This window comes from Streptomyces sp. NPDC107581, assembly GCF_055657175.1.
The window spans coordinates 48,413-74,097 of record NZ_JBVKBH010000006.1; the positions used below are offsets into that span (position 1 = coordinate 48,413).

Genomic DNA, 25,685 nt, shown 5'->3' on the forward strand with positions numbered 1-25,685 from the left:
CCGCCTCCCCCTCGCTCACCCTGCGACGCGCAGGTCAGCATGGCACAGGCCGGAGCGCGGGGTGCCCCTTCGCGGCCGAACGCCGCCTCACCACACCCGCACCCTCGCCCCCCGCGCGAACACCGGGCTGGTCGCGTCCGCCGGCGGCTTTTCCAGCGGCTCGTCGATCTCCGCCACCGTCGGTCCGACCTTCGCCGCGATCGGGTCCAGGAGGTCCAGGTCGAAGCCGTAGACGCGGGCCGCGTTGCCGCCGAGCATGGCCGTGAGCTCCGCGCGCGGGACGCCGGCGTAGGCGAACCGCAGGCCCTCGCGGGTGTACGGGTAGGTGCCCTCGTCGTGCGGGTAGTCGCTGCCCCACATGATCTTGTCGATGCCGATCCGGTCGCGCAGCGGCACCTCGTGCGGGCGCATGAAGCTGGCGCCGACGTAGCAGTGGTCGCGCCATACGCGCGACGGCGCTTCACCCATGCCCTCGGCCAGGCCCGCACCGAACCTGGCCTCGGCGGTGCCGGCCGTCGAGGCCGCCGCGACCAGGCGGCCGTGGTAGTAGTCCAGCATGTCCAGGACGCCCGGGATCCAGCCGGAGCCCTGCTCGGTGAGCACCAGCTTCAGCCCGGGGTGGCGGCGGAAGGCGCCGCCGAAGACCAGGTGCCACAGCGCGCGGTGGGAGAACCAGGTCGTCTCGACCATGAAGACCGCGCGGGCGGCCGGTTCGTCACCGAGCGGCGGGGAGGCGGAGCCCGCGTGGTGGTTGACGGGGACGCCGAGTTCCGCACAGGCGGCCCAGATCGGGTCGTACGCGCGCGCGTACAGCTCGGGCAGGCCGGAACCCGGCGGGGTGCCGGGCAGCATCAGGCCGCCCGTCAGGCCCGCCCGCGCCGCCCACCTGATCTCCTTCACGGCTTCCTCGACGTCACCGAGGAGGATCTGGAAGACGCCGGCCCTGCGGCCCGGCGCGGCCGCGCAGAAGTCCGCCAGCCAGCGGTTGTGGGCGCGCAGGCCCGCCCAGCGCCGCTCCAGGTCCTCGGCGGTCCGCGGCTGCGTCATCAGTGAACTCGACGGGAAGAAGGGCGGGATGGTGTTCGGGAAGATCACTTCCGCGACGATCCCGTCCGCCTCCAGCTCCGAAAGGCGCCGCTGGGAGTTCCAGTTGCGGTCGGCCGTGTCGGCGAGCAGGTCCTCGTGCGGGTTGACGTAGGTGGCCGCCCAGACGTCGAAGTCGTCGTGGAAGCGCTTCTCCAGGTACGGCCTGTAGTCCAGGAGGTCGGCCCCCGCATGGCAGTCGGCGGAGATCACCGTGTAACGGTCGCTCACTGTGTCACCCCCAGTACCGGGAAGTCGTGGTCGGTAAGCCAGTGCCGGCCCGTCTCGCGCGAGCGCGCCCAGGAAGCCTCCACGGCCGTCTGGTCGGCCGCCTGGCCGAGGTCGGCCGGGGTCGGGCCGATGCGGCGGGCCAGCGGGGTGAGCCGTTCGACGTCGAAGCCGAAGGCCTTCGCCGCCGAGAGGCCCAGCATCCGGCGCGTCTCGCTCACCGGGATGTCGTGGAAGGTGCGGCGCAGCCACGCGCGCGTGTCGGGCCAGGTGCCCTCGGGATGCGGGAAGTCGCTGCCCCACAGGATGTTGTCGACGCCGATCTCGTACCGCTGGGCCAGCTCACGCCGCTTGGTGTTGGTGGCACAGATGAAGACCTGCCGGTCCAGGTACTCGTGCGGTGCGCGCTTGAGCTCCTGGAAGGGGGAGAGCTTTTTACCGCCATGCGCGCCGAGGTAGAGACGGTCCATGAACCACAGCAGGTTCGGCAGCCACCAGCAGCCCGACTCGGCGACCCCGAACCGCAGACCGGGGTGGCGCTCGAAGACGCCGGACCAGAGCAGGAACCACAGCGGACGGGCGGGCCACCAGGTCACTTCGCTCACGTAGATGCCGAGGTGATCGCCGTACTCGTCGCGCGGGGCCGCGCCGGAGTGGGTGAGCACCGGCATGCCGCACTCGGCGGCGGCCGCCCACACGGGGTCGTAACGGCGGTCGTGGTACGGCTCCCTGCCGGCCCACATGGAGGGGATCATCAGGGCGCCCAGACCGGACTCCTTGGCGCGGCGGACCTCGGCGACGACCTCGGACGCCTCGCCGGTGATCGGCAACAGGGCGACTCCGCAGTGCCGTTCGGGGTGTTCGGACACGAACTCCGCCAGCCAGCGGTTGTGCGCCTTCGCGCCCGCCATGCCCAGGACCGGGTCCTGGTCGCCGGAGAGGCCGAGGCCCACGCCGAAGGGGGCGGCGGTCTGGCTGTCGACGGCGTCGGCGTCCGGGAAGACGACCTCGGCTGCCACGCCGTCCCCGTCCAGTTCCTTGAGGCGCTGGGCGGTGTCCCAGCCACCGCGCAGGCCCTCCTCGTTGTCCTGGAACCACTTGGCCGCGAACGCCTCGTTGCGGATGCCGAGCCGTGTCATCTCCTCGCGGCGCCGCTCGCGGCCCGCGAGGAACTCGTCGAAGTCCCGGTGGAAACGGGACTCCAGGTAGGGCCGGTACTGCTCGGTGGGCAGCCCGGCATGACAGTCGGAGGAGATGATCAGATACGGGTCCTGGCCGGTCACGACAGCCTCCCGGTCAATCGAGTATGAAGCCTTCCAGGTACGACGGGTCGGCGCGGTCCAGCATCGAGCGGGCCCGCGCGCGGATCTGTGCGTCGCTGTGCTCGCTCTCCGGCAGCAGCCAGAAGCGGTCCGCGCGGATGCCGTCCACGACCAGCCCGGCGACCTCCTCCACGGGCGTGAAGCTGATCTCCTTGCCGGCCGCCCGCATGGCCGCCTCCCACTGGTCCAGGCTGCGGTACGGCGTCCTGCGGGGGCGCTGCTTGGCGTAGCGGACGGGGCGGTTGCGGTGGGACTCCCACAGGCCGGTGCGCAGCATGTGCGGCCCCGGGAAGAGCACCGAGGCGCCCACGCGCGCGTGCTCGGCCTTCAGATGGGCGTACAGGGACTCAGTCATGGTGACGACGGCCGCCTTGGTGACCGCGTAGACGGAGGCGGTCGGCAGCGGCGCGATGCCGCCGTCACTGGAGGACGTGTTGACGACATGACCGGGCCGACCCGACTCGATCATCCGTGGCACGAACGCCTGGATGCCGTGGAAGACCCCCCAGACGTTGACGGCGAAGGCCCACTGCCAGTCGTTCGGCTCGTGTTCCCACATGCGCCCCTCGGCGCCCGAACCGACCCCCGCGTTGTTGCACAGCACATGCACGGCGCCGTAGGCCTCGTACGCGGCCTCGGCCAGTTCCAGGACCTGTTCGCGCACGCCGACGTCGGCCACGCGCGCGTGCACGTCGGCGCCCTCGGCGCGCAGGTCCGCGGCGGCCTTGTCCAGCGCGGCCTCCTCCACGTCGGCCAGGACCACCTTGAGGCCCTCGGCGGCGAACTGCCGCGCCATCGCCAGCCCGATCCCGCTCGCCGCCCCGGTGACGACGGCGACCTGTCCTGCCCGCAGGTCCATCACACACTCCCCTCGGGCGGTCCGTCATGGGCCTGGAGCGGGTCGTCGTAGCGCTGGTGGACGTACGGCAACAGGGCCTGCGCGTCGACCCGTTCGACCACCCGCCCGCTCTGGTCGCTGGTCTTCTCGCCGATGGTGATCTCCAGCAGGCGCAGCACCGGGAGGTCGGCGACGGGGTCGTACGGGGACTCGCGGAGCACCACGTCCCCGGTGACCCGTTCCAGCCGGCGCACCTTCTCGTGCCGTACGCAGTGCACCAGGACGGGGTCGCCGTCGAAGCCGGAACCGTCGACGGCGGGAAGGAACTTGAAGTAGAAGTCGGTCTTGCGGGACGGCTGCGGCAGGGGCAGCGCGCCGCCCGCCGTGCCGTGCGCCTCCACGAACGCGATGCCGTGCCGGGCCAGCGACGCCCGTACGGCGTCGCCCTCGCGCTCGACGGTCACCTCACCGAGCTTCTTGGGCTCCCCGAAGACCTCGCGGCCCCCGGTGAGGGCGCGCTCATGGGTCATCGGCATCACCAGCGGATACCAGCCGTCGACACCCCCATGGGCGGCGGCGACCGCGAAGGAGCCCGCGCCGAGCGGGTATCCGGGCAGATCTACCTTGCTGATGTTCACCCGCACCAGGGGCCGTGCGGAGGGTTTGAGCGGGGGTGGCAGCACGGCCGCCACCGCGTCCGGGTCGGTCTCCCAGACGGCCACCACACCGGTGGACCAGATCTCGGGGAGCCGTGCACTCGCGGTGCGCGTGGCGGCGATCTCCCGCTCGGTCCGTGCGCCGTACCGTACGCGTGCCATACGCCGTACCGCCCTTCTTCTGACGGACCGTCATCTGTAACACAGTTACAGCAGACTGCGTGCGGGGTAAATACGCGTGCACCGACGAGAACGGGGGAATCATGCCGAGAGGGACGCTCAGCCGGGAGGACGTCCTGGAGGCCGCTGCCGAGCTGGTGCGCCGGCACGGCCCGGACGCGCTGACCATGCGCAGGCTCGCCGCCGGACTGGGCACCGCCGTCACCTCGATCTACTGGCACGTCGGCGGCCGTGAGGCCCTCCTGGACGCCCTGGTGGAGCGGACCATGGCCGGCCTGGGCGAGATCCGCCCTTGCGGCCGCACACCCGAACAGCGGGTGGTCTCGGTCGCCCGTGCGCTGCGCCGGCAGCTGCGCGACCATCCGCACCTGGTGGCCCTGGTGCACGAGCGCGGCCTGACCGAGCGGATGTTCCTGCCCGCCCAGCAGGCGCTGGTGCGCGAGGCGCACACGGCGGGGCTGCGCGGCGCCCGGGCCGCCGCGTTCGTACGGGCCGTGCAGTTCCAGGTCGTCGGCCACGTACTGGTCGAGCGCAACCGCGAGCGCGCCCCGGTGCAGAGTCCGGACGAGGAGGAGCTCTGGAGCGCGGGGACCGCCGGGACCGCCGACGACGACCCCGCGCTGGCCCGCGCGCTGGCCCGGCCCGTGGACACGGAGCGACTGTTCGTCACCTCCGTACGGGCGCTGGTGGGAGCGCTGCTCGCTCCGCACGGAACGTGACGCACGGCCGAGGTGCGCGGCGCCGGTCGCCCTCGGCTCCATCAGCCCCCCTTCGAGGAAGCCGACGGCCGCCCGGCCGCCCGAACCGCCCTGCGGGTCGGCCGCATGACGGGCACGCACGCGCGTGCGGTTCACGGGCGGCACGCATGCGCGGCTCACGGACACGCAACTCGCGCGCGGCTCACGGACGCACACTCACCCGCGGTTCGCGGGCACGCACGCGTGTGCGGTGGCCGAGCGGGAGCGCGGGCGGCGGGGGCGGGGTCGGCCCCTGAGGGACAGCACTGTCGGTCGTGGCCCGTATCCTCAATGACCATGCTCGAAGACCGTGCGACCGCAGTGTCCTCCCCCACCCAGTGGCCGGCCGCGTATCCGAAGGGATACGCGGTCGTTGACGTGGAGACCACCGGCCTTGCCCGGGACGACCGGATCATCTCCGCGGCCGTCTACCGGCTGGACACGCGCGGCGAGGTCGAGGACCACTGGTACACGCTGGTCAACCCGGAGCGCGATCCGGGCCCCGTATGGATACACGGTCTGACGAGCGAGGTGCTGGAGGGGGCGCCGCTCTTCGCGGACGTGGCCGAGGAGTTCGCCGCCCGCCTCGACGGCCGGGTGCTGGTCGCGCACAACGCGGTCTTCGACTGGCAGATGATCGCGCGCGAGTACGCGCGCACACAGCGCGAGGCGCCGGTGCGACAGCGGCTGTGCACCATCGCGCTGTCGAAGGAGCTGGGGCTGCCGCTGCCCAACTTCAAGCTGGAGTCGCTGGCGGCGCACTTCGGGGTGGTGCAGCAGCGGGCCCACCACGCACTGGACGACGCGCGCGTGCTCGCCGAGGCGTTCCGGCCGAGCCTGCGGGCCGCGGCGGCGGGCGGCGTACGGCTGCCGCTGCTGGAGTGCCGGCCGCTGACGGAGTGGTCGGAGACGCCCCGGATCGGCCGGCAGGCGAGCGGCGGCTACGGCGGTCACGGGGTGTCCGGCTGGCGCCCGTCCCGGAAGCGGCCCGCCTGTCCCTACCCCAACCCGGGACGGTACGAAGACGGCAAAAGCCTCAAACAGGGCATGCGGGTGGCGTTCTCCGGGGACACCTCCACCGAACGGGAGCTGCTGGAGGACCGGGCGACCGAGGCCGGACTGCATGTGGCGACGAGCCTGTCCCGGCTGACCAGCCTGCTGGTCACCAACGACCCCGACTCGGGCACCTCGAAGGTGGTCAAGGCGCGGCAGTTCGGCACGCCGGTCGTCGACGAGGCCGCCTTCGGCCAGCTGCTGCGGGACGTCGAGGCCGCCGACGGGTGACGGCACGGCCGGGTGACGGCGCCGGCGGACGGCAGCACCCACGGGTGACGGCACGGGCGACTGCCCCTACAGGCGGGTGACCGTACAAGCGGACGACCGTACAGGCGGGTGACCGTACGGATGGGTGATTCCCCACGACTCGCCCGGCGCCCGCTCGCCCGGGCGTCGGCGACGGCTCACTCTGTGCCGCATGGCGACATGCGAAGTATGCGGCAATGACTACGGAATGACCTTCGAGGTCCACGCCCAGGGCGCAGTACATGTGTTCGATTGCTTCTCCTGTGCGATCCACCGCATGGCTCCCATCTGCGAGCACTGCCGGGTGCAGATCATCGGGCAGGGCGTGGAGGCGGAGGGCAACTGGTACTGCGGCGCCCACTGCGCCCGCCAGGACGGGAAGACGGGGGTGGTGGACCGGGTGTGACGCGGTACCCGACTGAAGGCACCCCACGGCCCAGAGGTAACGTCGTGGGGTGCACCGCTACCGCTTCCTGCTGACCCCCCAGTGGGTGATCCTCACCCTCGTGGCGATCGCGCTGATCCCGACGATGATCAGGCTCGGCTTCTGGCAGCAGCACCGGTACGAGGAACGCACCGCCCGCAACGACCTCGTCTCCCAGGCGCTGCACGCCAAGCCGGTCCCCGTGGAGCGGCTTGCTTCCCCCGGTCACGCCGTGACCCGCACCGAGAAGTACCGCACGGTCACCGCGACCGGCACCTTCGACACCTCCCGGGAAGTGGTGGTCCGGCGCCGGACCAACTCCGACGACGAGGTCGGCTTCCACGTCCTGACCCCGTTCGTCCTCACCGACGGCAAGGTGCTGCTGGTCAACCGCGGCTGGATCCCGGCCAACGGCGTGCAGACCGCCTTCCCCAAGATCCCCGCACCGCCGGCCGGCCGGACCACGATCACCGGGCGACTGAAGGCGGACGAGACCACCGCGGCGAGCGGCATCAAGAACGTCAAGGGCCTGCCGGCCCGCCAGATCATGCTGATCAACAGCGCGGAGGAGGCCCGGCGGCTCGGCGCGAAGGTGCTCGGCGGCTACGTCGAGCAGACGGCCCCCGAGCCCAGGAACGGCTCCCCGGAGCAGATCTCCGACCCGGGCAGCGAGGACGCCCCGCTGAACTACGCGTACATGATCCAGTGGTGGCTGTTCGCCGCGGGCGTCCCGGTGGGCTGGTGGTCCCTGGTCCGGCGCGAGATCCGCGACCGCGAAGCGGCCGCGCAGGAGCCGGAGGAGACGGAGGAGACGGCGCCGGCCACGGTGTGAGCCCGGATCCGTGAGCCTTGGTCCGTGAGCCTTGGTCCGTGAGTCCCGGTCTGCGAGTCTCGGCCCGTGAGCCTTGGTCCGTGAGTCCCGGTCTGTGAGTCTCGGTCCGTGATCCCCGGACCATGGGCCCCGGCCAGGCCGACCAGTCGCCTTCAGGGAGCGTCACTCTCCGGCACCTCCGCCGGCACCTCCGGACGATCGTCACTCCTCGGCGCCCCCGGACGATCGTCACTCCCCCGGCGCACCACCTGATTGGCCCCCAGGCCGGCCGGGAAACCGCATCCCGTGAACGCGCGCATCGAGGACTACGCCCTCATCGGCGACGAACAGACCACGGCACTGATCGGCAGGGACGGCTCGATCGACTGGCTGTGCCTGCCCCGCTTCGACTCCGGTGCCTGTTTCGCCCGGCTCCTGGGCGACGAGGACAACGGCTACTGGAGGATCGCGCCGAATGGGGCGGACACCTGCACGCGTCGCGGCTACCGGCCCGACACCCTCGTCCTCGACACCGAGTGGGAGACCGCCGACGGCACGGTGCGCGTCACCGACCTGATGCCGCAGCGCGACCGCGCCCCCGACGTCGTACGCATCGTGGAGGGGGTCAGCGGGCGCGTCACCGTCCGCAGCACACTCCGGCTGCGCTTCGACTACGGATCCGTCGTTCCGTGGATGCGCCGCTCCGAGGGCCATCGGGTGGCCGTCGCCGGCCCGGACTCGGTGTGGCTGCGCACCGAGCCCCATGTGCACATGTGGGGCGAGGACTTCAGCACCCACGCGGAGTTCACCGTCGCCGAGGGCGAGCGGATCGCGTTCGTGCTCACCTGGCACCCCTCGCACGAGCCGCGCCCGCCGCTCGTCGACCCCGCTCAGGCGCTGAGCGCCAGCGTCCGGGACTGGCGGCGCTGGGCGTCCCACTGCCGGTACGACGGGCCGTACCGGGACGCCGTCGTACGGTCCCTGATCACGCTCAAGGCCCTCACCTACGCCCCGACGGGCGGGATCGTCGCCGCGGCCACCACCTCGCTGCCCGAGGAGATGGGCGGCGTGCGCAACTGGGACTACCGCTACTGCTGGCTGCGCGACTCCACCCTCACCCTCGGCGCCCTGCTCGCCGCCGGCTATCACCGGGAGGCCGAGGCCTGGCGCGACTGGCTGCTGCGCGCGGTGGCGGGCGACCCCGCCGACCTCCAGATCATGTACGGGCTCGCGGGCGAGCGACGGCTGCCGGAGTGGGAGCTGCCCTGGCTGACCGGCTTCGCCGAGTCCGCACCCGTACGCGTCGGCAACGGCGCCGTCGACCAGCTCCAGCTGGACGTGTACGGCGAGGTCATGGACTCGCTGTCGCTGTCGCGCAGCGCGGGACTGCCCACCAAGCCGCACATGTGGTCGATTCAGTGCGCGCTGATGTCGTTCCTGCGGTCGGCGTGGAAACAGCCCGACGAGGGCCTGTGGGAGGTGCGCGGCGGCCGACGCCAGTTCGTGCACTCCAAGGTGATGGTGTGGGTGGCCGCCGACCGCGCCGTGCGGACGCTGGAGCAGCACCACGAGCTCAAGGGCGACCTCGCGGGCTGGCGGGCGATGCGCGACGAGGTGCACCGGGAGGTGTGCGAGAAGGGCTACGACCCGCGGCGCAGGACCTTCACCCAGTACTACGGCTCGCGCGAGCTGGACGCCGCCCTGCTGCTGATCCCCCGCGTCGGCTTCCTGCCGCCCGACGATCCGCGCGTGATCGGCACGGTCGACGCGATCCGCGCGGACCTGGGCCACGGCGGCTTCGTGCGCCGCTACGACACCGACGCCGTCGGCGTGGACGGAATGCCGGGCGGTGAAGGCGCCTTCCTCGCCTGCTCGTTCTGGCTCGCGGACGCCCTGCACATGACGGGCCGCACGGACGAGGCCCGGGAGCTGTTCGGCCGACTGGTGAGCCTGACCAACGACGTGGGGCTGCTGGCCGAGGAGTACGACCCCGGACTGGGCCGCCAGGTGGGCAACTACCCGCAGGCGTTCAGCCACATCGCGCTGGTGAACACCGCCCTCACCCTCTTCGGCAGCCGAGCGACGCCAACAGCCGGGCGGAGGGCAGGATAGGGGCCATGGATCTTGGACTGAAGGACCGGGTGTACATCGTCACCGGCGCCACCCGCGGGCTGGGCAACGCCTCGGCGCGGGAGCTGGTGGCCGACGGGGCGAAGGTGGTCATCACCGGCCGGGACGAGAAGCGGGTCGCCGACGCGGCCGCCGAACTGGGCCCGAACGCGGTCGGCATGGCCGTCGACAACGCGGACGCGGGCGCGCCCGAGAGGCTCATCGCGGCCGCCCGGGAGCACTTCGGCGGCTTCCACGGCGTTCTCGTCAGCGTCGGGGGCCCGCCGCCGGGGTTCCTCGCCGACAACACGGACGAGCAGTGGCGGGACGCGTTCGAGTCGGTGTTCCTCGGCGCGGTGCGGTTCGCCCGCGCCGCCGCGGCCGAGCTGGAGCCGGGCGGGGTCATCGGGTTCGTGCTGTCCGGCTCGGTGCACGAGCCGATCCCCGCGCTGACGATCTCCAACGGGCTGCGGCCGGGCCTCGCCGGGTTCGCCAAGTCGATCGCCGACGAGCTGGGACCGCGCGGGATCCGGGTCGTGGGGCTGCTGCCGGCGCGAATCGACACGGACCGGGTGCGGGAGCTGGACGCGCTGTCCGCGGATCCCGAGGCCACCCGGGCGGCCAACGAGTCGCGCATTCCACTGCGCAGGTACGGGGCGCCCGAGGAGTTCGGCCGGGTCGCGGCGTTTCTGCTCTCTCCGGCCGCGTCCTATCTGACGGGGATCATGGTGCCGGTGGACGGGGGGATGCGGCACGGGTTCTGAGCTCGTCCTCCAGCCCCTGAGCCGGTTGCGTACGGGCGGAGTTCGGGGCGGGCCACGGTCACCGGACAGGTGGCCGACCGGCACGGGCCCCGTTCCCGCCGACCCGGCGGCCGCGTCATGACGGACCGTGTGGCCGCGGGACGACGGACCGTTGTGGCCACGTCATGACGGACCATTGCGGCCACGGGACGACGGACCATTGCGGCCACGGGACGACCGATCGTCGTGGCCGCGGCACCACCGACCGTCGTGGCCGCGGCACCACCGACCGTCGTGGCCGCGTTGCGTCGGCGGCATGCCCCGGTGTCCCAGGCCGACGACTTCAGCGTATCGCCGTGCCGGTGCCCCGTCCGTGGTCCGCGACCGCGACCCCGAGGTGACGTCAACTCACCCTTTCCGCGCGGTGTTTGACCGCCGCCAGCCGTACCTCCGCCGGCAGGGACGCCAGGCCGGCCGACTCCCGGGCATGGGTCAGTGCCCGGGCCGTGAAGTCGCTCAGCGCGAGGCCGGGGTCCGCATGGGGCTCCAGCCGGAGCCGGACCCGGGCCTCGGGTGCCGTGCGGCGGCGGCCCGTCAGGAGCGTCTCCGTGTCGGCCACGCCCTCCTGCCGGGCGGCGTCCGCGGCCAGGACGGACTCCAGGGTCCTGCCCCGCAGCAGGGCGCCCTCGCCGTCGCCGGTGTCGACCAGGACCTCGCTCAGGCGGCGCCTGCGCAGAACGGCGGTGAGCCACCACAGGGCGAGCAGGACGAGGACGGCCAGGGCAGCGATGACCGCCGGCCACCACCAGCCGGTGTCCCGCCAGCGCGTCCGCTCGGCGCGGCTGAGCAGGACGTCGTGCGGGCCGGAGTGGATCCACCAGTGCGGCGGCGGTACGCCGAGGCCCACGGCCAGCACCGAGCCGCCCAGGGCGAGCAGCAGCAGGCCCACCAGTCCGATCAGGACGCGGTTGACGGCACCCCTGCGCATCCGCCTCACCCCTTCCGTCCCGGCCGCCGGACGTCGACCGACAGCGCGGGCGGCCGGGCCAGCCCGAGCCCCCGGACCGCGTCGCCCAGCACCGCGTCCAGGTCGGCGCGCACCTCGTCCAGGTCGCGGAAGTGCGACACCGCGCGGACGTCTGCCTTCTTGCGGCGCATCCGCACCCGTACCGTCCGTACGCCGGAGACGTCCATGGCACGGTCGCGCAGCACCGACGCGGCCGCCTCGCGCCGGAGTCCGGCGCGGACCTCGGGGTGCGGGCGGCGCATGGGCAGCAGCCGCCGCAGGCCGGGCGTGACGGCGAGCACGATCAGCCACAGGCCGACGGCGGCGGCGAGGCCCGCTCCGGCCAGCACCCACGGGTCGTCCAGCGGCCGTTCGGCGAGCTGCCGGGCCAGTGCGCGGCGCCAGTGCATCGCGGGGCGGTGGGCGCGCACGGCGCAGACGTCGTACAGCAGGACGCCCGCGCCGACCAGCAGGAGCAGGGCGACGATGCCCGCCGGGACGCGGCGCGCCGACCAGAAGCGGCCGCTGCCCGCGGGGAGCGGGGACGGCGGGGCCTCGGGGGTCTTGTCGAGCACAACCGGCAGTCGCCGGGTGGTGTCTTCGGGTGGCCGGGGCTCGCTCATCGCGTCCTCCCGTGTGGCGCGCCGGGTGCCGGTGCCAGGTGCAGCCGCTCGACCTGGACGGCGACCTCCGGCACCTGCATGCTCACCAACGCGCCTACCCGCTCCACGACGTGGCGACGCACGGCGGCGCAGCGGCTGCCGATGTCGCAGGGGTAGCCGAGTTCGAGGTGGACACGGACCCGGGCCGTCTCCTGGTGCACGACGACGGTGGCGTGCGGGGCCGCGGCGCCCGCGGGCAGCGGGGCCAGCGCCTCGCGTGCGGCCTGCGCGGCGATCTTCGCCACCACCCGGTCGGCGATCCGGGTCGCGCCGCGCTCACCCGGCGCCACCCGCCCCAGCGGCGGGCGTGCCGTGCCGGTCTCCGCGTTCACGGCGGTCACCGCCGCCGGTCGCGCCGGTCGTCGCGGGTACGGAAGAAGTCGCCGAGTTCCAGGTCGCCCTCCGCGAACCGGCCGACGACGAATCCGATGGCTCCCAGCGCCGCCACCAGCAGGAAGGCTCCGAACCCGCCGAAGTACCCGGCGAATCCCAGCGCCATTCCGGCGATCATGCCGACCACGGCCATGCTCATGCAGCGCTCCTCAGCTCGTCGGACAGGTGTCGTGCGCCACGGCGCCTCACTGGATCCGTGGCTCCGGCTCCTCTTCCTCCTCATCGGGCAGCTTGACGTCGCTCACGGCGATGTTGACCTCGACGACCTCCAGTCCGGTCATGCGTTCCACGGCGGCGATCACGTTCTCCCGTACCGCGCGGGCGACGTCGGCGATGGACACGCCGTAGTCCACGACGATCTCCAGGTCGAGCGCCGTCTGGACCTCGCCGACCTCGGCCTTCACCCCCCGGGTCACCGACTTCGAGCCGCCCGGCACCCGGTCGCGCACGGCTCCGAGGGTGCGGGAGATTCCGCTGCCCATGGCGTGTACGCCGAGGACGTCCCGGGCGGCCAGCCCGGCGATCTTCTCCACGACCCCGTCGGCGATGGTCGTCCGTCCCCGGGCCGCCGGGTCCCCGCCGCCGCGCCTGGTGGTCCTGCGGGTCGACACCTGGGGTTCGTTGTCACCGTCTGGGGTCGTCGTTGTCTCAGTCATCACCGTACGTCCCTTTCGGTCGTCTTCCTCCGACCACCGTAAGCAAGGTTGCCCGGTTGCGCGCCGGATGTGCGGCAGGCTGGAGGAATGACGGCGGACCGGTGGACCGAGGGAAGAGGGCGGCGCGCAGCGCCTTCGGACGGGGCGGTGGTGGGCGACGGGCGGACGGTGCGGCAGCAGCTGAGGCTGGGCAGGCTCCTGCCGCTCGGTGGCGCGCGCGACGGAGCGTGGATCGCGGAGGAGGCGGCCGGTGCGGTGCTGGGCCGCGCGGCGGCCGGCGTGCCGGAGGTGCGGCTGGGCGCGCTGCGGATCGCGCTCGCCGACCCGGAGGACGTCCAGGAGCCGGTCGTACCGCTGCCGCCGAGCGCGCTGCCGCCGGGCGCGCTGCGGGTGACGGCGGATTTCGCGGCCACGGCGGCCGGGCCGCTGCCGGCGACGGCGGTCCGGCTTCGGCAGGTCCTGGCGGCGGCCGCGGCGCAGCGGCTGGGTCTCACGGTCTCGGAGGTGGACCTGCGGGTGACGGATCTGCTGGAGCCGGACGGGCCGGCTGCGCAGGTGCCCGCGCCGCAGCCGCCGCAGGCGCGCGGGACCACGGATCCGGAGGAGTCCCGCGTGGCGGCCGCCGTGCTCTCCGTGCCCGGGGTGACCCGGCTGACCGGCTCACTGGGCGGTCTGCGGCGGGCGGTCCACATCGAGGAACGCCCGCGCGAAGCGGCGCTGCCCCACCGGCACGTCCGGGTGGAGGTGGCGGTGACGGTGGGGACGGGCTACCGGGCCGTGGACGTGGCCAGGCAGGTGCGCACGGCGGTACGGGACACGCTGGAGGACCGTCCGACGGTGGCGGTACTGGTCACGAGCGTGGACTGACCGCCGCCTCGCTGTGGGCGGCCGCTCGGCGGGAGGACGGGTGTTCCCCGTTTCGGGCGAAGCCGAGAGCCGGGGACGGGCGGCCACGGCGCCTCGCACCGGGCGACAGCGACCGACACCGGGCAACAGCGACCCCACACCGGACGGCAGCGACCCGCACAGCAGCGACCGACACCGGACGACAATGACCCGCACCGGACAGCAGCGACCGACACCGGACGACGGCAACCGCAACCGAACGTCAGGGACCGGCACCGGACGGCAGCGACCCCGCACCGGACCACGGCGACCCGCAGCCCGCGCCTGCCCGGACGACGGCTCATTCGCCGACGCCGGCCAAGTCCCTCAGCCGCCGCGCCTGCGCGGCCCGCTCGGCCGCACGCTGAGCCTCGTAGTCCCGCTCCTGCGCACCGCGCAGCAACGCCTTCGTCTCCACCACGGCATCCCGCGGCGCAGCCAGCAGCGCGCCGGCCAAGTCCTGTACGGCTCCGTCGAGTTCCCCGGCGGGCACCGCGAGGTTGGCCAGCCCGGACGCCACCGCCTCCTGGGCCTGCACATAGCGCCCGGTGACACAGATTTCGAGCGCGCGGGCGTACCCGACCAGTGCGACCAGCGGATGTGTGCCGGTCAGGTCGGGGACGATGCCGAGGCTGGTCTCGCGCATGGCGAACTGCACGTCGTCCGCGACGACTCGCAGGTCGCAGGCGAGCGCGAGCTGGAACCCGGCTCCGATGGCATGCCCCTGGACGGCGGCGATGGACACGATGTCGTTCCGCCGCCACCAGGTGAACGCCTCCTGGAATTCGGCGATGGCCGCATCGAGTCCGGCATCGTCACGGCGTGCCAGATCGGTGAAGGTCGGCTCGCCCGGGATCCCCTCCGGGGTGAACATCTGACGGTCCAGCCCGGCGGAGAAGGACTTGCCCTCGCCGCGCAGCACGACGACACGGACGGAGCCCGGCAGCAGCCGGCCGGCCTCGGTGAGCGCCCGCCACAGGGCGGGGCTCTGCACATTGCGTTTGGCCGGGTTGGCCAGCGTCACCGTGGCGAGCGCGTCGTCGACGGTGAGCCGTACGCCGTCCTTGTCGAGTACAGGTGCGAGGTCCTGGTCGGGCGAAGCCATGGGGCGCCTCCGATGAGTGCGGTCATCACGCATTGCCGTGACAGCTCGTGCCATGACGGCATGCTAAGTGACTGCACAGTAACCACCCGGCCGATCAGCCGACCGACCGGGTGGCCACCATCGAAGGCGATGGGCCGCCCGGAGTCAGGACGAAGCGGCCTTCTTGCCCCGGGTCGCTCCGCCACGCCCACGGAGCGTGACGCCCGACTCGCTGAGCATCCGGTGCACGAAGCCATACGAGCGGCCGGTTTCCTCGGCCAGTGCCCGGATGCTTGCACCGGAGTCGTACTTCTTCTTCAGGTCTGCCGCGAGCTTGTCGCGCGCGGCGCCGGTCACCCGGCTGCCCTTCTTCAGAGTCTCGGCCACCCGTGCCTCCTCATGGGAAGTGCGCTCTGGTCTCCTCATGATCACCCCTCCGGGGCGTGATGGCCACCCATTCGGCAAGGTCCGTGAGACATCGTTGTGACGACAGGAGCACATCCCCACATCCGGAATCCGCAATTCCATCGAGTTCCGTCGGCGGGGACGAACCCGTGGATTCGCGAAGCACCAGGTCAGAGACGCGAAGCGGCCGACCCCCCGAAGGCCGGAGGATCGGCCGCAAAATCGATGTACGACACACCTCGATACGAGGAGATCTCACACAGATGATGGATCACGGATCGGCCGAATGATCCATACGCAGTGGATCAGGCTTTCGATCAAGCCAGGGCGACGAGATCCGCGTAGTCGGAGCCCCACAGGTCCTCGACACCGTCCGGCAGCAGGATGATCCGCTCGGGCTGGAGCGCGTCGACGGCGCCCTCGTCGTGGGTGACGAGGACCACCGCGCCCTTGTAGGTGCGCAGCGCGCCGAGGATCTCCTCGCGGCTGGCCGGGTCGAGGTTGTTGGTCGGCTCGTCCAGGAGCAGCACGTTCGCCGAGGAGACGACCAGGGTGGCGAGGGCGAGCCGGGTCTTCTCACCGCCGGAGAGGACACCGGCGGGCTTGTCGACGTCGTCGCCGGAGAACAGGAACGAGCCCAGCACCTTGCGGACCTCGACCAGGTCCATGTCCGGGGCGGCCGAGCGCATGTTCTCCAGGACCGTGCGCCCGGGGTCCAGGGTCTCGTGCTCCTGGGCGTAGTAACCGAGCTTGAGGCCGTGACCGGGGACGACCTCGCCGGTGTCGGGCTGCTCGACTCCGCCGAGCAGGCGCAGCAGGGTCGTCTTGCCGGCGCCGTTGAGGCCGAGGATGACCACCCGGGAGCCCTTGTCGATGGCCAGGTCGACGTCGGTGAAGATCTCCAGGGAGCCGTACGACTTCGACAGGCCCTCGGCCATCAGCGGGGTCTTGCCGCAGGACGCGGGCTCCGGGAAGCGGAGCTTGGCGACCTTGTCGGACTGGCGCACGGCCTCCAGGCCGGCGAGGAGCTTGCCCGCGCGGCGGGCCATGTTCTGCGCGGCGACCGTCTTGGTGGCCTTGGCGCGCATCTTGTCGGCCTGCGCGTTCAGGGCGGCGGCCTTCTTCTCGGCGTTGGCGCGCTCGCGCTTGCGGCGCTTCTCGTCGGCCTCGCGCTGCTGCTGGTAGAGCTTCCAGCCCATGTTGTAGACGTCGATCTGGGCGCGGTTGGCGTCCAGGTAGAACACCTTGTTGACGACCGTCTCGACCAGGTCGACGTCGTGGGAGATCACGATGAAGCCGCCGCGGTAGGTCTTCAGGTAGTCGCGCAGCCAGATGATCGAGTCCGCGTCGAGGTGGTTGGTCGGCTCGTCGAGCAGCAGGGTGTCGGCGTCCGAGAACAGGATGCGGGCCAGCTCGATACGGCGGCGCTGACCGCCGGAGAGCGTGTGCAGGGGCTGGCCGAGCACACGGTCGGGCAGGTTGAGCGCGGCGGCGATGGTGGCGGCCTCGGCCTCGGCGGCGTACCCGCCCTTGGTGAGGAACTCGGTCTCCTGGCGCTCGTACTGCTTGAGGGCCTTCTCGCGGGTGGTGCCCTTGCCGTTGGCGATGCGCTGTTCGTTGTCGCGCATCTTGCGGATCAGGACGTCCAGGCCGCGCGCGGACAGGACGCGGTCGCGGGCGAGGACGTCGAGGTCGCCGGTGCGGGGGTCCTGCGGGAGGTAGCCGACCTCGCCGGAGCGGGCGATCTGGCCCGCGGCCGGGATGCCCTCGCCGGCCAGGCACTTGGTGAGGGTGGTCTTGCCGGCGCCGTTGCGGCCGACCAGGCCGATGCGGTCGCCCTTGGCGACACGGAAGGTGGCGTTCTCGATGAGGACGCGCGCACCGGCGCGCAGCTCGATACCGGAGGCGGAGATCACGGACAGACTCCAGGGCGATGGGGGTCCCCCGCTCGAGCGAGGCCGAGAGTGGGGGAGGGTTGGCGGGATGGGCGGCTGAGGACTTTCCCGCCGTCTAATGCGCGAGGAGAATGGCCATGCAGACAAGTCTAACGGGGCCGTGCAAGCCGTTTTCCTGCGTCCACGGTCCGGACCGACCGCGCCGGGCCAGGCGCGGAACAGTGCTGTGACGTCGGGCGGAACGGTGGTGCGGCGTCGAGTGGGCCGTGGTGTGACGCCCAGCGGAACGACGGTGTGACGTACAGCACGCCCGGGCTCGACGGCACGGCCCTGCGGCCCGGCGCACCTGCTCCGTCCGGGTGACCGCCCGACGTCCGGGGCGGGTGGCCGGGTATGGATGGCGCCAGGCCTTCGGACGGTCGGCGCCGGGGCGCGGACGGAGGGTGGTGGCGCGTGCAGTTCGACGACGACGCGAACCTGGACACCTCCGAGGTACAGGATGTGCGCGGGAGCCGGATCCCGGGCGGGCGGATGACGGTCGGGGGCGGCCTCGCGGGTCTGATCGCCCTGCTCCTGGCCCTCTTCTTCGGCATCGGCCCGGACCAGCTGGGGCTGTCGTCCGGCGACACCTCGCCGGCGCCCGCCTCCTCCTCGCTGGCACAGGTCCAGCAGACCTGCCGCACCGGACGGGACGCGAACACGCGCGACGACTGCCGCATGGTGGCCGTGGTCAACAGCGTGCAGGACTACTGGACGCGGGAGTTCCGCAGCCGTGGCAGGACCTACACCCCCTCGACGACCGTCCTGTTCAGGGACCGGGTCGGCACGGCGTGCGGCACGGCCACCTCGGCGGTGGGGCCCTTCTACTGCCCCGGGGACCGCAGGGTCTATCTGGACCTCGGCTTCTTCAACGACCTGAGGACGAAGTTCGGGGCGAGCGGCGGGGCCTTCGCGCAGGCCTATGTCGTGGCGCACGAGTACGGGCACCACGTGCAGGACCTGCTGGGCGTCCTGGGCCGCTCCCAGGACGGGCTGACCGGCGCGAACAGCAGCTCGGTCCGGACCGAGCTGCAGGCGGACTGCTACGCCGGGGTCTGGGCGCGCCACGCGACGACGACGCCGGACGAGTCGACGGGGCGGCCGCTGGTCACCAGTCTGACGGCGGCCGACATCCGGGACGGTCTGGACGCGGCGGCGGCGGTGGGCGACGACCGGATCCAGGAGCGGTTCCAGGGGCAGGTCACCCCGGAGACGTGGACGCACGGTTCTGCGCAGCAGCGGCAGCAGTGGTTCCAGCAGGGATACCGGACCGGTGATCCGGCCCGGTGCAACACGTTCCGCTGAGGCTTGTCAGTGGTGCCTGCAAGACTCGGTGCCAGGGCAGAACCGACGCACGAAGGAGTGATCGGCATGGCAGGCACGGGCGGACGGCCGAGCATCTACCCGTCGTTGTTGTACGCGGACGCGAAGGCGGCGATCAGGCAGCTGACGGAGGCCTTCGGCTTCACCGAGCTGTCGGTGTACGAGGGGGCGGACGGCACGGTGATGCACGCCGAGCTGGTCCAGGGCAACGGAGCGGTGATGGTCGGCTCCAAGGGCCGCGGCGGCCGGTTCGACGCGGCGATGAAGGACGCGGGACCCACGGGGGTGTACGTCGTCGTGGACGACGTCGACGCCCACCACCAGCGGGCCGTGGAGCACGGTGTGGAGATCCTGATGCCCCCGACGGACCAGGACTACGGCTCGCGGGACTACATGGCCCGGGACGCCGAGGGCAACATCTGGAGCTTCGGGACGTACGCCCCCGAGATCGGCGTCTGAGCGGTCCGCTCCCGCGGTCGTCGGCCGTCCCGCGGTCGCCGGCCGCCCCCGGTGCGGGCTATCCCCCGGTGTGCACCTGGAAGGCGGCCCGGCGCACGGCCTTGGCGAGGGCGGGGTCGGGGTGGGCGGCGGCGAGCGCGACCAGGACCTGCACGGTGCGCGGATGGCCGACGGCGCGGACCTCGTCCAGCAGCACGGGGACGGTGGGCTGCACCGCGGCCTCCAGGTGCCGTACCAGCATCGTGGTCTCGCCGTGGTCGGCGACGGCGGCGGCCGTGTCGACCCACAGCCAGGTGGCCTCCTCCCGGGTGAGGACCTCGTGGGCGTCCTCCGGGTCGATGCCGTCGTGCTCGGCGAGCCACAGCAGGGCGTACGGTCTCAGCGCCGGCTCCTGCACCACGGAGCGCACGTCGGGCTCGGCCGGGGCACCGACGACGCGCAGCGCCTCGAAGGCGAGACCGCGCAGCAGGGCGTCCTCGCCGCGGGCGGCACCGAGCAGTTCGGTGACGGCGCTGCCGACGGGGCGGGCGGCGAGCCAGGCGCGGTATTCGGCGCGGGCCGCGTTGGGGCGCAGCTGCGCGCAGCCGCGCAGCATGTCCTCGGCGGACTGCTCGATGTTGCCGGCGGGGCTCTGCGCGGCCACACAGATCTGCTCCAGCTTGACCCAGACCGCCCAGCTGCCCAGCGGGGTCAGAGTGCCGTGGCCGTCGCCGTAGGTCAGGGCGCCGACGGAGGCGAGCGCCTTGAGGGCCCAGTCGAGGAGGGGGCGGAGGGGGGCGAGCGGGGTCTCCCCGGCCGGTGCGGCTTCGGCCGGGCTCACGGTCTCGGCGGGGCCCGCGGTCCCGGCGGGTCCCGCGGAGTCGGCGGAGCCCGGCCCGTAGGAGACCTCGCAGCGCTCGGTGCGCAGTTCGGTGACCCGCTGCTGGAGCAGGTCCAGCAGCTGCTCGACCGGGACGGGACCGGCGGACAGCTGGAGGAAGGAGAGCACCTGGGGCATGGCCGAGACGACCTCGGCGACACCGGCCGGCTCCTGCCCGGCCGGCTCCGGGCAGGCGAGCGACCAGGCGTCGAAGAGGGCGACCCAGCCGCGCAGCACGGCGCTGTCGTCACGGTCCCAGGCACGCAGTCGCCAGCCGGGGCGCGCGCTGTCCCCGTGCACCTCGATCAGTCCCGCGAGGCGCGCGGTGTCCCAGTGGGCGCGGATCCGGGCGGCGCTCAGGCCGAGGTCGGCGGCGGCGCGCTCCGTGGTCGCTTCGGAGAGGGTGGCTTTGCCGTCGGTGGTGGCGCCGTCCCGGCCGGGGCCGAGGGCGGTGTCGGCCCAGCGGGCGACGCGGACCGCTCCGGCCAGGCCGGTGCGCGCCATTCTGGCCAGCTCGCCGGGGGCCGGTGTGCCCTCCGGGGGGCGGGGGGCGGGGCGGCGTGGGCGCCGCTGGTTCACAGCTCGGGGGGCGGCGGCCAGGGGTCGCGGTCGGACGAGTCGAAGCCTGGAGTCGCGCGGGATACGGGACGTCACGGGTGCAGTCTTCCGGTTGACGGTCCGAAAACCCAAACGGAATGTCACGGGGGGCGACGGGGCTGGCCAACGCACCGGGTCCGGTGGAGGGCGCAGAGACATGTTCAGGCCAGTCGTACGGCCTTAAACGGAATGACTGGAACCGGGGCATCCGCCTTGTCCCGGCGGGGCCGGGAGCGCGCCTACATCAGCGGGGTCAGGAACCGGCGCAGGCGCTCCTCGTACTCCTTGGGGTCCGCGTTCCACATCGCCGCGTGCGGGGCCTGCGGCACGGTGTGCAGGGCGACGCGGTCGGGACACAGGGCGGCCAGACGGCGGGAGTGCTCCCAGGGGGCCACCGTGTCGTCCGGGCCGTGGATGATCAGGGTGGGCACGGCGAGCAGCTCGGGGTCGGCGGTCTCGGCGAACCGGTCGGCGTGCAGCCCGGCCCGGCCCTGCGCGGCCCGCACCGCGAGCGGCAGCAGCGGCTCCGGGGTGTGCCGGGCCTGGGCGAGGGCGCGCAGGGTGGCCTGCCAGCTGAGCACCGGCGAGTCGAGGATCAGCCCGGCGACGCGCTCGCGCACGGCGGAGTGCTCGGCGGCGCGCAGGGCCATGGTGGCGCCGGTGGACCAGCCCAGCAGGATGACCCGGCGGGCGCCGTAGCGGACGGCGTAGCGGATCGCCGCGTCCACATCGCGCCACTCGGTCTCGCCGAGGTGGCTCAGGCCGTCCGGCGGGCGCGGGGCGCCGAGGTCGCCGCGGTAGGCGAGCGCGAGGACCGGCAGCCGGCGGCCGTGCAGGAACTCCATGACGTTCATGGCGTGCTCGCGGGTGGTGCCGAGGCCGTGCACCGCGATCACCCAGGTGTCCCGGTAGCCGGGCACGAACCAGGCGGGCAGCGCGCCGAGTTCGCCGGGCACGTCGATGTCGGAGTGCTGGAGGCCGAGGGCGGCGTCCGGGTTGCCGACGTACACGTTCGGGGTCAGCCACACGGCGTCGCCGGGGGCGAGGGCACCGTGCGTGACACGTATGAGGCGGCGTACGACGGTGTCGGCGGTGTGCTCGGCCGCCTCCAGGACCGGGCCGACGACCGCGTGGGAGCCGTCCCCGGCGAGCCCGTAGGTGCCGGGGCGCAGGGAGGCCAGATGGCGGGTGAGCGTGATCCGGCCCGCGGCGGTGCCGTGCACGGTGAGCCGGGGTTCGGTGGGCAGCGGACGGCCCGCGGGCGCCTTCAGCGCGGCGCCGCTGGCGAGACGGCCCGCGGCCACGGATGCCGCACCGGCGGCCAGGACGGCGGTGAGTGCGGCGGCGGTCGCTTTGACGGTGCGCACGGGTCCAGTGTCGTGGGGGATCTCGATACCGGCCAGCGGAAGGGGCGGTCCGGATCGGCGGGAAGTCGGCGGAGAAAGGGGAGGCGCCGGTCGACGGGGCGGAAGAAGGGGATCTTCAGCGAGGGGGGAGCGTCCCCGCGGACGGCACCGGCCGTGGTGCCCGGGCCGGCCGCCGTCGCGCCGTCGTCGTCCCGGCGCGGCCTCAGCCTCGTTGGCCGTATCCCTTCAAACGCGCCCCGGCCTCGTCCATCTGTTCCTCCGTCAGAAGGGAGGGCGCCCGTCCCGGTGCCGCGGACGCCGTCAGCCACAGCCGGCACATCCACTCCAGCTGGGCGGTGCGGTCGTAGGCCTGGTCGAGGGTGGCGCCGTAGGTGATCATGCCGTGGTTCCGCAGGAGGCAGCCGGAGCGGCCGGCGAGGGCGCGGAGCATGTTCTCGGCCAGCTCGTCCGTGCCGTACGCGGCGTAGGGGGCGACCCGGACGGGGCCGCCCATGGCCGCGGCCATGTAGTGGATCGGGGGCAGTTCGCTCACGAGGGTGGAGACGGCCGTGCCGTGCACCGCGTGGGTGTGGACGACGGCGCGGGCGTCGGTGGTGCGGTAGACGGAGAGGTGCATGGGCAGCTCGCTGGTCGGCACGAGCGTGCCGAGCACCTGCCGCCCGTCGAGGTCGACGCCGGTGATGTCGTCCGGGGTCAGCCGGTCGTAGGGCACGCCCGACGGGGTGACCAGTACGAGGTCCCCGACGCGTGCCGACACGTTGCCGGACGTGCCGACGACCAGTCCGTCGGCGACGGTCCGGCGGGCCGTCGCGACCACCTCCTCCCACCCGCGCGCCTCGTCCTCGGTCGTGTCCCGCCGCTGCTCAGCCATGCGGGGATCCTGCCAGCCGGCGCGGTGCCGAGTGGTCCGGTCGCGTGGATCGGACCGGAAGCCGTGCACCCGAACGGGCGAACATCACTGCAAAACAGATGAAATGACAGCTCCCCGTCGATCACCGGGCATTCAATGATCTTTCCCACTCGCCGGACGACGTTCCGCCGCGACTCCAGGGGGACCCATGGCCCGTGACCGCACACCTTCCCGCCGCCGTGCGGGCGTCCTCACGGCGGCGGCCATGGCGGCCCTGGTCCTCGCCGGCACCGCCGCGGCCTCCGCGGGCCCGCCGGCCTCTGCGGGCCCGTCGCCGCCGGGAGCCGGTCGGGCCAGCGGGCGCGACGTGTCGTCCCACCAGGGGCAGGTGGACTGGCCGGCCGCCCGGTCGGACGGCGCACGGTTCACCTACGTCAAGGCGACCGAGGCCACGGCCTACCGCAACCCCCTCTTCAGGCGGCAGTACGACGGCGCGCGCCGGGCCGGCCTGATCCGCGGCGCGTACCACTTCGCCCGGCCGGACACGTCCTCGGGCGCCCGGCAGGCCGCGTACTTCGTGCGGCACGGCGGCGAATGGCGGGCGGACGGCTGGACGCTGCCGCCCGCGCTCGACATCGAGTACAACCCGTACGACGCGAAGCACAGGTGCTACGGGCTGGGCCGGCCGCGGATGGTCCGCTGGATCCGGTCCTTCAGCGACACCGTCGCACGGATGACCGGCCGGCGGCCGGTCATCTACACCACCGCCCAGTGGTGGAGGGCCTGCACCGGCGACAGCCGCGCCTTCTCGGACCATCCCCTGTGGATCGCCCGGCACGGCACACGGAGCCCGGGACCGCTGCCGGGCGGCTGGTCCTCCTGGACCTTGTGGCAGTACACCGCCGAGGGCAGCCGCACGGGTGACCAGAATCTCTTCCACGGGCCGCCGAGGCGGCTGCGGGCCTTCGCGCAAGGCCGGTGGCCAAGGGGCGCCTAGGGGGCAGATCCGGGCAAAATCCGGGACCCCTCCCATAGAAACCCTGGCGCCCGCTCCAGTTCACCTTCCGTTCATCCAGGTTGCCTACGGTCCAACAGCCAATGACCTCGAATGATTGCCTGGGTAAATGGAAAACTTCTCGCTGATCCTCGCGATTGTGGTGGTGACCGCACTCGCGTTTGATTTCACGAACGGTTTTCACGACACCGCCAACGCGATGGCCACGACCATCTCGACCGGTGCGCTCAAGCCCAAGGTCGCGGTGGCCATGTCCGCCGCCCTCAACCTTGTGGGCGCCTTCCTCTCCGTGGAGGTCGCCAACACGATCTCCAAGGGACTCGTCGACGAGAACGGCATCCGGCCCGAGGTCATCTTCGCCGCCCTGGTCGGCGCGATCCTCTGGAACCTGGTGACCTGGCTCGTGGGCCTGCCCTCCAGTTCCTCGCACGCCCTGATGGGCGGACTGATCGGCGCCACCGTCGCCTCCGCGGGCCTCGGCGCCGTCCACGGTGACGTCCTGATCACCAAGGTGCTGCTCCCGGCGGTCGCCGCCCCGGTCGTGGCCGGTCTCGCGGCACTGCTCGCCACCCGGTTCTCCTACGGCATCGGCCGGGGCGCCGAGGGCGAGGCCACCCGCAAGGGCTACCGCGCCGGGCAGATCGCCTCCGCCGGCCTGGTCTCCCTCGCCCACGGCACCAACGACGCGCAGAAGACGATGGGCATCATCACCCTCGCGCTGATCGCGGGCGGTGCGATCGCCCCCGGCTCCAACCCTCCCACCTGGGTCATCCTCTCCGCCGGCATGGCCATCGCGCTCGGCACCTACATCGGCGGCTGGCGCATCATCCGCACCATGGGCAAGGGCCTGACCGACCTGGAGCCGCGACAGGGCTTCGCCGCCCAGACCAGCGCGGCCACGGCCATCCTGGCCTCCTCGCACCTCGGCTTCTCCCTCTCCACCACCCATGTCGTCTCCGGCTCGGTGATGGGCGCGGGCCTCGGCCGCAAGGGCGGTGTGGTCCGCTGGTCCACCGCGACCCGCATGGTCGTCGCCTGGGTGCTCACCCTCCCGGCCGCCGCGCTGGTCGGCGCGGGCGCCGAGTCCGTCACGGACCTCGGCGACTGGGGCACCGCGGTCGTCGCCGTCTTCCTCGTCGGCGCCAGCGCCGCGATCTGGAAGTTCTCCCGCCGCGAGGTCGTCGACCACACCAGCGTCGTGCCCGCTGACGACGCCGAGCCGGCCGGCGTGGTGACCACCGCCATCGCCGCGGTGACCCCGCCCCCCGCGGGCGTCGTCACCGAGGACCTGACGGCCACCATCCCGGCTCCGGCCGCCGCCGTCCCGGCTCCCGCCGCCGCCACCGAGCCGGCCCCGCCGGCCGCCGCCGTCTGACCCCGAGCACCCGGTACCTGAAGGAAGCATCCCCATGAAGATCGACTGGGCGGCCCTCGGCTCCGTCTTCGGCGTCAGCCTCGTGTTCACGGTGGGCCTGGTGGCCCTGTTCACCCTCGGCGTCAACGGCCTGGCGCGGCGCGAGAAGGCCGCCGCGCAGGGCGACTCCGCCGCGCTGGCGGTGACCGGTGCCTATGTGTGCTTCGCGACCTGTGCGGCCGCGGTGGCGTACGGGTTCTATCTGATCGTGGCCAAGGCCTGACCTGTGATCGTGACCGAGGCCCGACCTCTTGCGTGACCGAGGCCCGACCTCTTGATCGTCACCGAGGCCTGACCTTCGAAAGGTCCGCGTCCGCGCGGGCCGGACGGTCCCGGACCGCCC

Annotated in this window: 27 protein-coding genes; 12 read left to right on the top strand and 15 right to left on the bottom strand. The window is 72.9% G+C overall.

Annotation, left to right across the window (positions count from 1 at the left end; genetic code table 11):
* Positions 1 to 87: 87 nt before the first annotated feature.
* The 4 genes from ACZ7P3_RS16425 to ACZ7P3_RS16440 are packed head-to-tail and all read right to left on the bottom strand — an operon-like array spanning position 88 to position 4,289.
* Entirely contained in the window at positions 88 to 1,314 is a 1,227-nt protein-coding gene (locus tag ACZ7P3_RS16425; RefSeq protein ID WP_472082102.1) for an amidohydrolase family protein, read from the bottom strand.
* Positions 1,311 to 2,594 carry an amidohydrolase family protein gene (locus ACZ7P3_RS16430; RefSeq protein ID WP_472082104.1) on the bottom strand — a complete coding sequence of 428 codons (1,284 nt, stop codon included), beginning with the start codon at positions 2,592 to 2,594 and terminating at the stop codon, positions 1,311 to 1,313. The genes ACZ7P3_RS16425 and ACZ7P3_RS16430 overlap by 4 nt, the downstream gene beginning before the upstream one ends.
* Before the next feature lie 13 nt (positions 2,595 to 2,607).
* Positions 2,608 to 3,492: an SDR family NAD(P)-dependent oxidoreductase gene (locus ACZ7P3_RS16435; RefSeq protein WP_472082107.1), complete on the bottom strand. Its 885-nt coding sequence runs from the start codon at positions 3,490 to 3,492 to the stop codon at positions 2,608 to 2,610.
* A complete protein-coding gene (locus tag ACZ7P3_RS16440; RefSeq protein ID WP_472082109.1) occupies positions 3,492 to 4,289 on the bottom strand; it encodes an acetoacetate decarboxylase family protein in 798 nt (265 codons plus the stop codon). Before ACZ7P3_RS16440 ends, ACZ7P3_RS16435 begins: the two co-directional genes overlap by 1 nt.
* Positions 4,290 to 4,390: 101 nt before the next feature.
* On the opposite strand from ACZ7P3_RS16440, the gene ACZ7P3_RS16445 reads away from it, so the two are divergent.
* The 6 genes from ACZ7P3_RS16445 (at position 4,391) to ACZ7P3_RS16470 (ending at position 10,454) form a co-directional block, all read left to right on the top strand.
* Complete coding sequence (locus tag ACZ7P3_RS16445) at positions 4,391 to 5,026, top strand: TetR/AcrR family transcriptional regulator (RefSeq protein WP_472082111.1); 636 nt, start codon at positions 4,391 to 4,393, stop codon at positions 5,024 to 5,026.
* A gap of 315 nt (positions 5,027 to 5,341) precedes the next feature.
* Entirely contained in the window at positions 5,342 to 6,328 is a 987-nt protein-coding gene (locus ACZ7P3_RS16450) for a DEDDh family exonuclease (RefSeq protein ID WP_472082113.1), read from the top strand.
* A 190-nt stretch (positions 6,329 to 6,518) separates the two neighbouring features.
* Entirely contained in the window at positions 6,519 to 6,752 is a 234-nt protein-coding gene (locus ACZ7P3_RS16455; RefSeq protein WP_404056127.1) for a hypothetical protein, read from the top strand.
* A 49-nt stretch (positions 6,753 to 6,801) separates the two neighbouring features.
* Positions 6,802 to 7,602, top strand: coding sequence for an SURF1 family cytochrome oxidase biogenesis protein (locus ACZ7P3_RS16460; protein ID WP_472082115.1), 801 nt, complete (start codon positions 6,802 to 6,804; stop codon positions 7,600 to 7,602).
* A gap of 285 nt (positions 7,603 to 7,887) precedes the next feature.
* Positions 7,888 to 9,693, top strand: a complete 1,806-nt coding sequence (locus tag ACZ7P3_RS16465; protein WP_472082117.1) for a glycoside hydrolase family 15 protein — start codon at positions 7,888 to 7,890, stop codon at positions 9,691 to 9,693.
* A 5-nt stretch (positions 9,694 to 9,698) separates the two neighbouring features.
* Positions 9,699 to 10,454 carry an SDR family oxidoreductase gene (locus ACZ7P3_RS16470; protein ID WP_472082119.1) on the top strand — a complete coding sequence of 252 codons (756 nt, stop codon included), beginning with the start codon at positions 9,699 to 9,701 and terminating at the stop codon, positions 10,452 to 10,454.
* 382 nt (positions 10,455 to 10,836) lie between these two features.
* Here the strand turns inward: ACZ7P3_RS16470 and amaP are convergent, their stop codons facing one another.
* The 5 genes from amaP to ACZ7P3_RS16495 are packed head-to-tail and all read right to left on the bottom strand — an operon-like array spanning position 10,837 to position 13,150.
* Positions 10,837 to 11,421 (bottom strand): alkaline shock response membrane anchor protein AmaP, encoded by a 585-nt coding sequence (gene amaP / locus ACZ7P3_RS16475; protein WP_472082121.1) that lies wholly within the window; start codon positions 11,419 to 11,421, stop codon positions 10,837 to 10,839.
* Positions 11,422 to 11,426: 5 nt separating this feature from the next.
* Positions 11,427 to 12,062 carry a DUF6286 domain-containing protein gene (locus ACZ7P3_RS16480; protein WP_472082123.1) on the bottom strand — a complete coding sequence of 212 codons (636 nt, stop codon included), beginning with the start codon at positions 12,060 to 12,062 and terminating at the stop codon, positions 11,427 to 11,429.
* Entirely contained in the window at positions 12,059 to 12,442 is a 384-nt protein-coding gene (locus ACZ7P3_RS16485; RefSeq protein WP_472082125.1) for a hypothetical protein, read from the bottom strand. The genes ACZ7P3_RS16480 and ACZ7P3_RS16485 overlap by 4 nt, the downstream gene beginning before the upstream one ends.
* On the bottom strand, positions 12,439 to 12,633 hold the full coding sequence (locus ACZ7P3_RS16490; protein ID WP_053654947.1) for a hypothetical protein: 195 nt from the start codon (positions 12,631 to 12,633) through the stop codon (positions 12,439 to 12,441). Before ACZ7P3_RS16490 ends, ACZ7P3_RS16485 begins: the two co-directional genes overlap by 4 nt.
* Before the next feature lie 46 nt (positions 12,634 to 12,679).
* Positions 12,680 to 13,150, bottom strand: a complete 471-nt coding sequence (locus ACZ7P3_RS16495; RefSeq protein WP_472082127.1) for an Asp23/Gls24 family envelope stress response protein — start codon at positions 13,148 to 13,150, stop codon at positions 12,680 to 12,682.
* Positions 13,151 to 13,237: 87 nt separating this feature from the next.
* Between ACZ7P3_RS16495 and ACZ7P3_RS16500 the strand changes: the two genes are divergently transcribed.
* Entirely contained in the window at positions 13,238 to 14,017 is a 780-nt protein-coding gene (locus ACZ7P3_RS16500; protein ID WP_472082128.1) for an Asp23/Gls24 family envelope stress response protein, read from the top strand.
* A 319-nt stretch (positions 14,018 to 14,336) separates the two neighbouring features.
* Here ACZ7P3_RS16500 and ACZ7P3_RS16505 read toward each other — a convergent pair whose 3' ends face one another.
* The 3 genes from ACZ7P3_RS16505 to ACZ7P3_RS16515 form a co-directional block, all read right to left on the bottom strand.
* Positions 14,337 to 15,140: an enoyl-CoA hydratase/isomerase family protein gene (locus tag ACZ7P3_RS16505; protein ID WP_472082130.1), complete on the bottom strand. Its 804-nt coding sequence runs from the start codon at positions 15,138 to 15,140 to the stop codon at positions 14,337 to 14,339.
* A gap of 144 nt (positions 15,141 to 15,284) precedes the next feature.
* Entirely contained in the window at positions 15,285 to 15,506 is a 222-nt protein-coding gene (locus ACZ7P3_RS16510) for a helix-turn-helix domain-containing protein (RefSeq protein ID WP_004002281.1), read from the bottom strand.
* 335 nt (positions 15,507 to 15,841) lie between these two features.
* On the bottom strand, positions 15,842 to 17,440 hold the full coding sequence (locus ACZ7P3_RS16515; protein WP_472082132.1) for an ABC-F family ATP-binding cassette domain-containing protein: 1,599 nt from the start codon (positions 17,438 to 17,440) through the stop codon (positions 15,842 to 15,844).
* 432 nt (positions 17,441 to 17,872) lie between these two features.
* On the opposite strand from ACZ7P3_RS16515, the gene ypfJ reads away from it, so the two are divergent.
* Both ypfJ and ACZ7P3_RS16525 read left to right on the top strand, forming a co-directional pair.
* Entirely contained in the window at positions 17,873 to 18,763 is an 891-nt protein-coding gene (ypfJ, locus tag ACZ7P3_RS16520; protein WP_472082134.1) for a KPN_02809 family neutral zinc metallopeptidase, read from the top strand.
* 66 nt (positions 18,764 to 18,829) lie between these two features.
* The gene (locus ACZ7P3_RS16525; protein ID WP_472082136.1) at positions 18,830 to 19,240 is read left to right on the top strand and encodes a VOC family protein; all 411 of its coding nucleotides are present in this window, start codon (positions 18,830 to 18,832) and stop codon (positions 19,238 to 19,240) included.
* Between the two features lie 58 nt (positions 19,241 to 19,298).
* Here the strand turns inward: ACZ7P3_RS16525 and ACZ7P3_RS16530 are convergent, their stop codons facing one another.
* The 3 genes from ACZ7P3_RS16530 to ACZ7P3_RS16540 form a co-directional block, all read right to left on the bottom strand.
* Entirely contained in the window at positions 19,299 to 20,603 is a 1,305-nt protein-coding gene (locus ACZ7P3_RS16530) for a hypothetical protein (RefSeq protein WP_472082138.1), read from the bottom strand.
* A gap of 332 nt (positions 20,604 to 20,935) precedes the next feature.
* Positions 20,936 to 22,063: an alpha/beta hydrolase gene (locus tag ACZ7P3_RS16535; protein WP_472082140.1), complete on the bottom strand. Its 1,128-nt coding sequence runs from the start codon at positions 22,061 to 22,063 to the stop codon at positions 20,936 to 20,938.
* Between the two features lie 202 nt (positions 22,064 to 22,265).
* Positions 22,266 to 22,934, bottom strand: a complete 669-nt coding sequence (locus tag ACZ7P3_RS16540; RefSeq protein WP_472082142.1) for a class II aldolase/adducin family protein — start codon at positions 22,932 to 22,934, stop codon at positions 22,266 to 22,268.
* A 187-nt stretch (positions 22,935 to 23,121) separates the two neighbouring features.
* On the opposite strand from ACZ7P3_RS16540, the gene ACZ7P3_RS16545 reads away from it, so the two are divergent.
* The 3 genes from ACZ7P3_RS16545 (at position 23,122) to ACZ7P3_RS16555 (ending at position 25,565) form a co-directional block, all read left to right on the top strand.
* Positions 23,122 to 23,910: a lysozyme gene (locus ACZ7P3_RS16545; protein WP_472082144.1), complete on the top strand. Its 789-nt coding sequence runs from the start codon at positions 23,122 to 23,124 to the stop codon at positions 23,908 to 23,910.
* Between the two features lie 127 nt (positions 23,911 to 24,037).
* On the top strand, positions 24,038 to 25,303 hold the full coding sequence (locus ACZ7P3_RS16550) for an inorganic phosphate transporter (protein WP_472082146.1): 1,266 nt from the start codon (positions 24,038 to 24,040) through the stop codon (positions 25,301 to 25,303).
* Between the two features lie 34 nt (positions 25,304 to 25,337).
* Positions 25,338 to 25,565: a hypothetical protein gene (locus ACZ7P3_RS16555; protein ID WP_472082148.1), complete on the top strand. Its 228-nt coding sequence runs from the start codon at positions 25,338 to 25,340 to the stop codon at positions 25,563 to 25,565.
* Positions 25,566 to 25,685: the final 120 nt, after the last annotated feature.

Bases quoted from the DNA above. Each gene is read 5' to 3' on its own strand.
- ACZ7P3_RS16435 (WP_472082107.1), bottom strand. From the start codon at position 3,492: ATGGACCTGCGGGCAGGACAGGTCGCCGTCGTCACCGGGGCGGCGAGC.
- ACZ7P3_RS16440 (WP_472082109.1), bottom strand. From the start codon at position 4,289: ATGGCACGCGTACGGTACGGCGCACGGACCGAGCGGGAGATCGCCGCC.
- ACZ7P3_RS16445 (WP_472082111.1), top strand. From the start codon at position 4,391: ATGCCGAGAGGGACGCTCAGCCGGGAGGACGTCCTGGAGGCCGCTGCC.
- ACZ7P3_RS16450 (WP_472082113.1), top strand. From the start codon at position 5,342: ATGCTCGAAGACCGTGCGACCGCAGTGTCCTCCCCCACCCAGTGGCCG.
- ACZ7P3_RS16455 (WP_404056127.1), top strand. From the start codon at position 6,519: ATGGCGACATGCGAAGTATGCGGCAATGACTACGGAATGACCTTCGAG.
- ACZ7P3_RS16470 (WP_472082119.1), top strand. From the start codon at position 9,699: ATGGATCTTGGACTGAAGGACCGGGTGTACATCGTCACCGGCGCCACC.
- amaP (WP_472082121.1), bottom strand. From the start codon at position 11,421: ATGCGCAGGGGTGCCGTCAACCGCGTCCTGATCGGACTGGTGGGCCTG.
- ACZ7P3_RS16480 (WP_472082123.1), bottom strand. From the start codon at position 12,062: ATGAGCGAGCCCCGGCCACCCGAAGACACCACCCGGCGACTGCCGGTT.
- ACZ7P3_RS16490 (WP_053654947.1), bottom strand. From the start codon at position 12,633: ATGAGCATGGCCGTGGTCGGCATGATCGCCGGAATGGCGCTGGGATTC.
- ACZ7P3_RS16495 (WP_472082127.1), bottom strand. From the start codon at position 13,150: ATGACTGAGACAACGACGACCCCAGACGGTGACAACGAACCCCAGGTG.
- ACZ7P3_RS16500 (WP_472082128.1), top strand. From the start codon at position 13,238: ATGACGGCGGACCGGTGGACCGAGGGAAGAGGGCGGCGCGCAGCGCCT.
- ACZ7P3_RS16505 (WP_472082130.1), bottom strand. From the start codon at position 15,140: ATGGCTTCGCCCGACCAGGACCTCGCACCTGTACTCGACAAGGACGGC.
- ACZ7P3_RS16525 (WP_472082136.1), top strand. From the start codon at position 18,830: ATGGCAGGCACGGGCGGACGGCCGAGCATCTACCCGTCGTTGTTGTAC.
- ACZ7P3_RS16530 (WP_472082138.1), bottom strand. From the start codon at position 20,603: ATGGCGCGCACCGGCCTGGCCGGAGCGGTCCGCGTCGCCCGCTGGGCC.
- ACZ7P3_RS16540 (WP_472082142.1), bottom strand. From the start codon at position 22,934: ATGGCTGAGCAGCGGCGGGACACGACCGAGGACGAGGCGCGCGGGTGG.
- ACZ7P3_RS16545 (WP_472082144.1), top strand. From the start codon at position 23,122: ATGGCCCGTGACCGCACACCTTCCCGCCGCCGTGCGGGCGTCCTCACG.
- ACZ7P3_RS16550 (WP_472082146.1), top strand. From the start codon at position 24,038: ATGGAAAACTTCTCGCTGATCCTCGCGATTGTGGTGGTGACCGCACTC.
- ACZ7P3_RS16555 (WP_472082148.1), top strand. From the start codon at position 25,338: ATGAAGATCGACTGGGCGGCCCTCGGCTCCGTCTTCGGCGTCAGCCTC.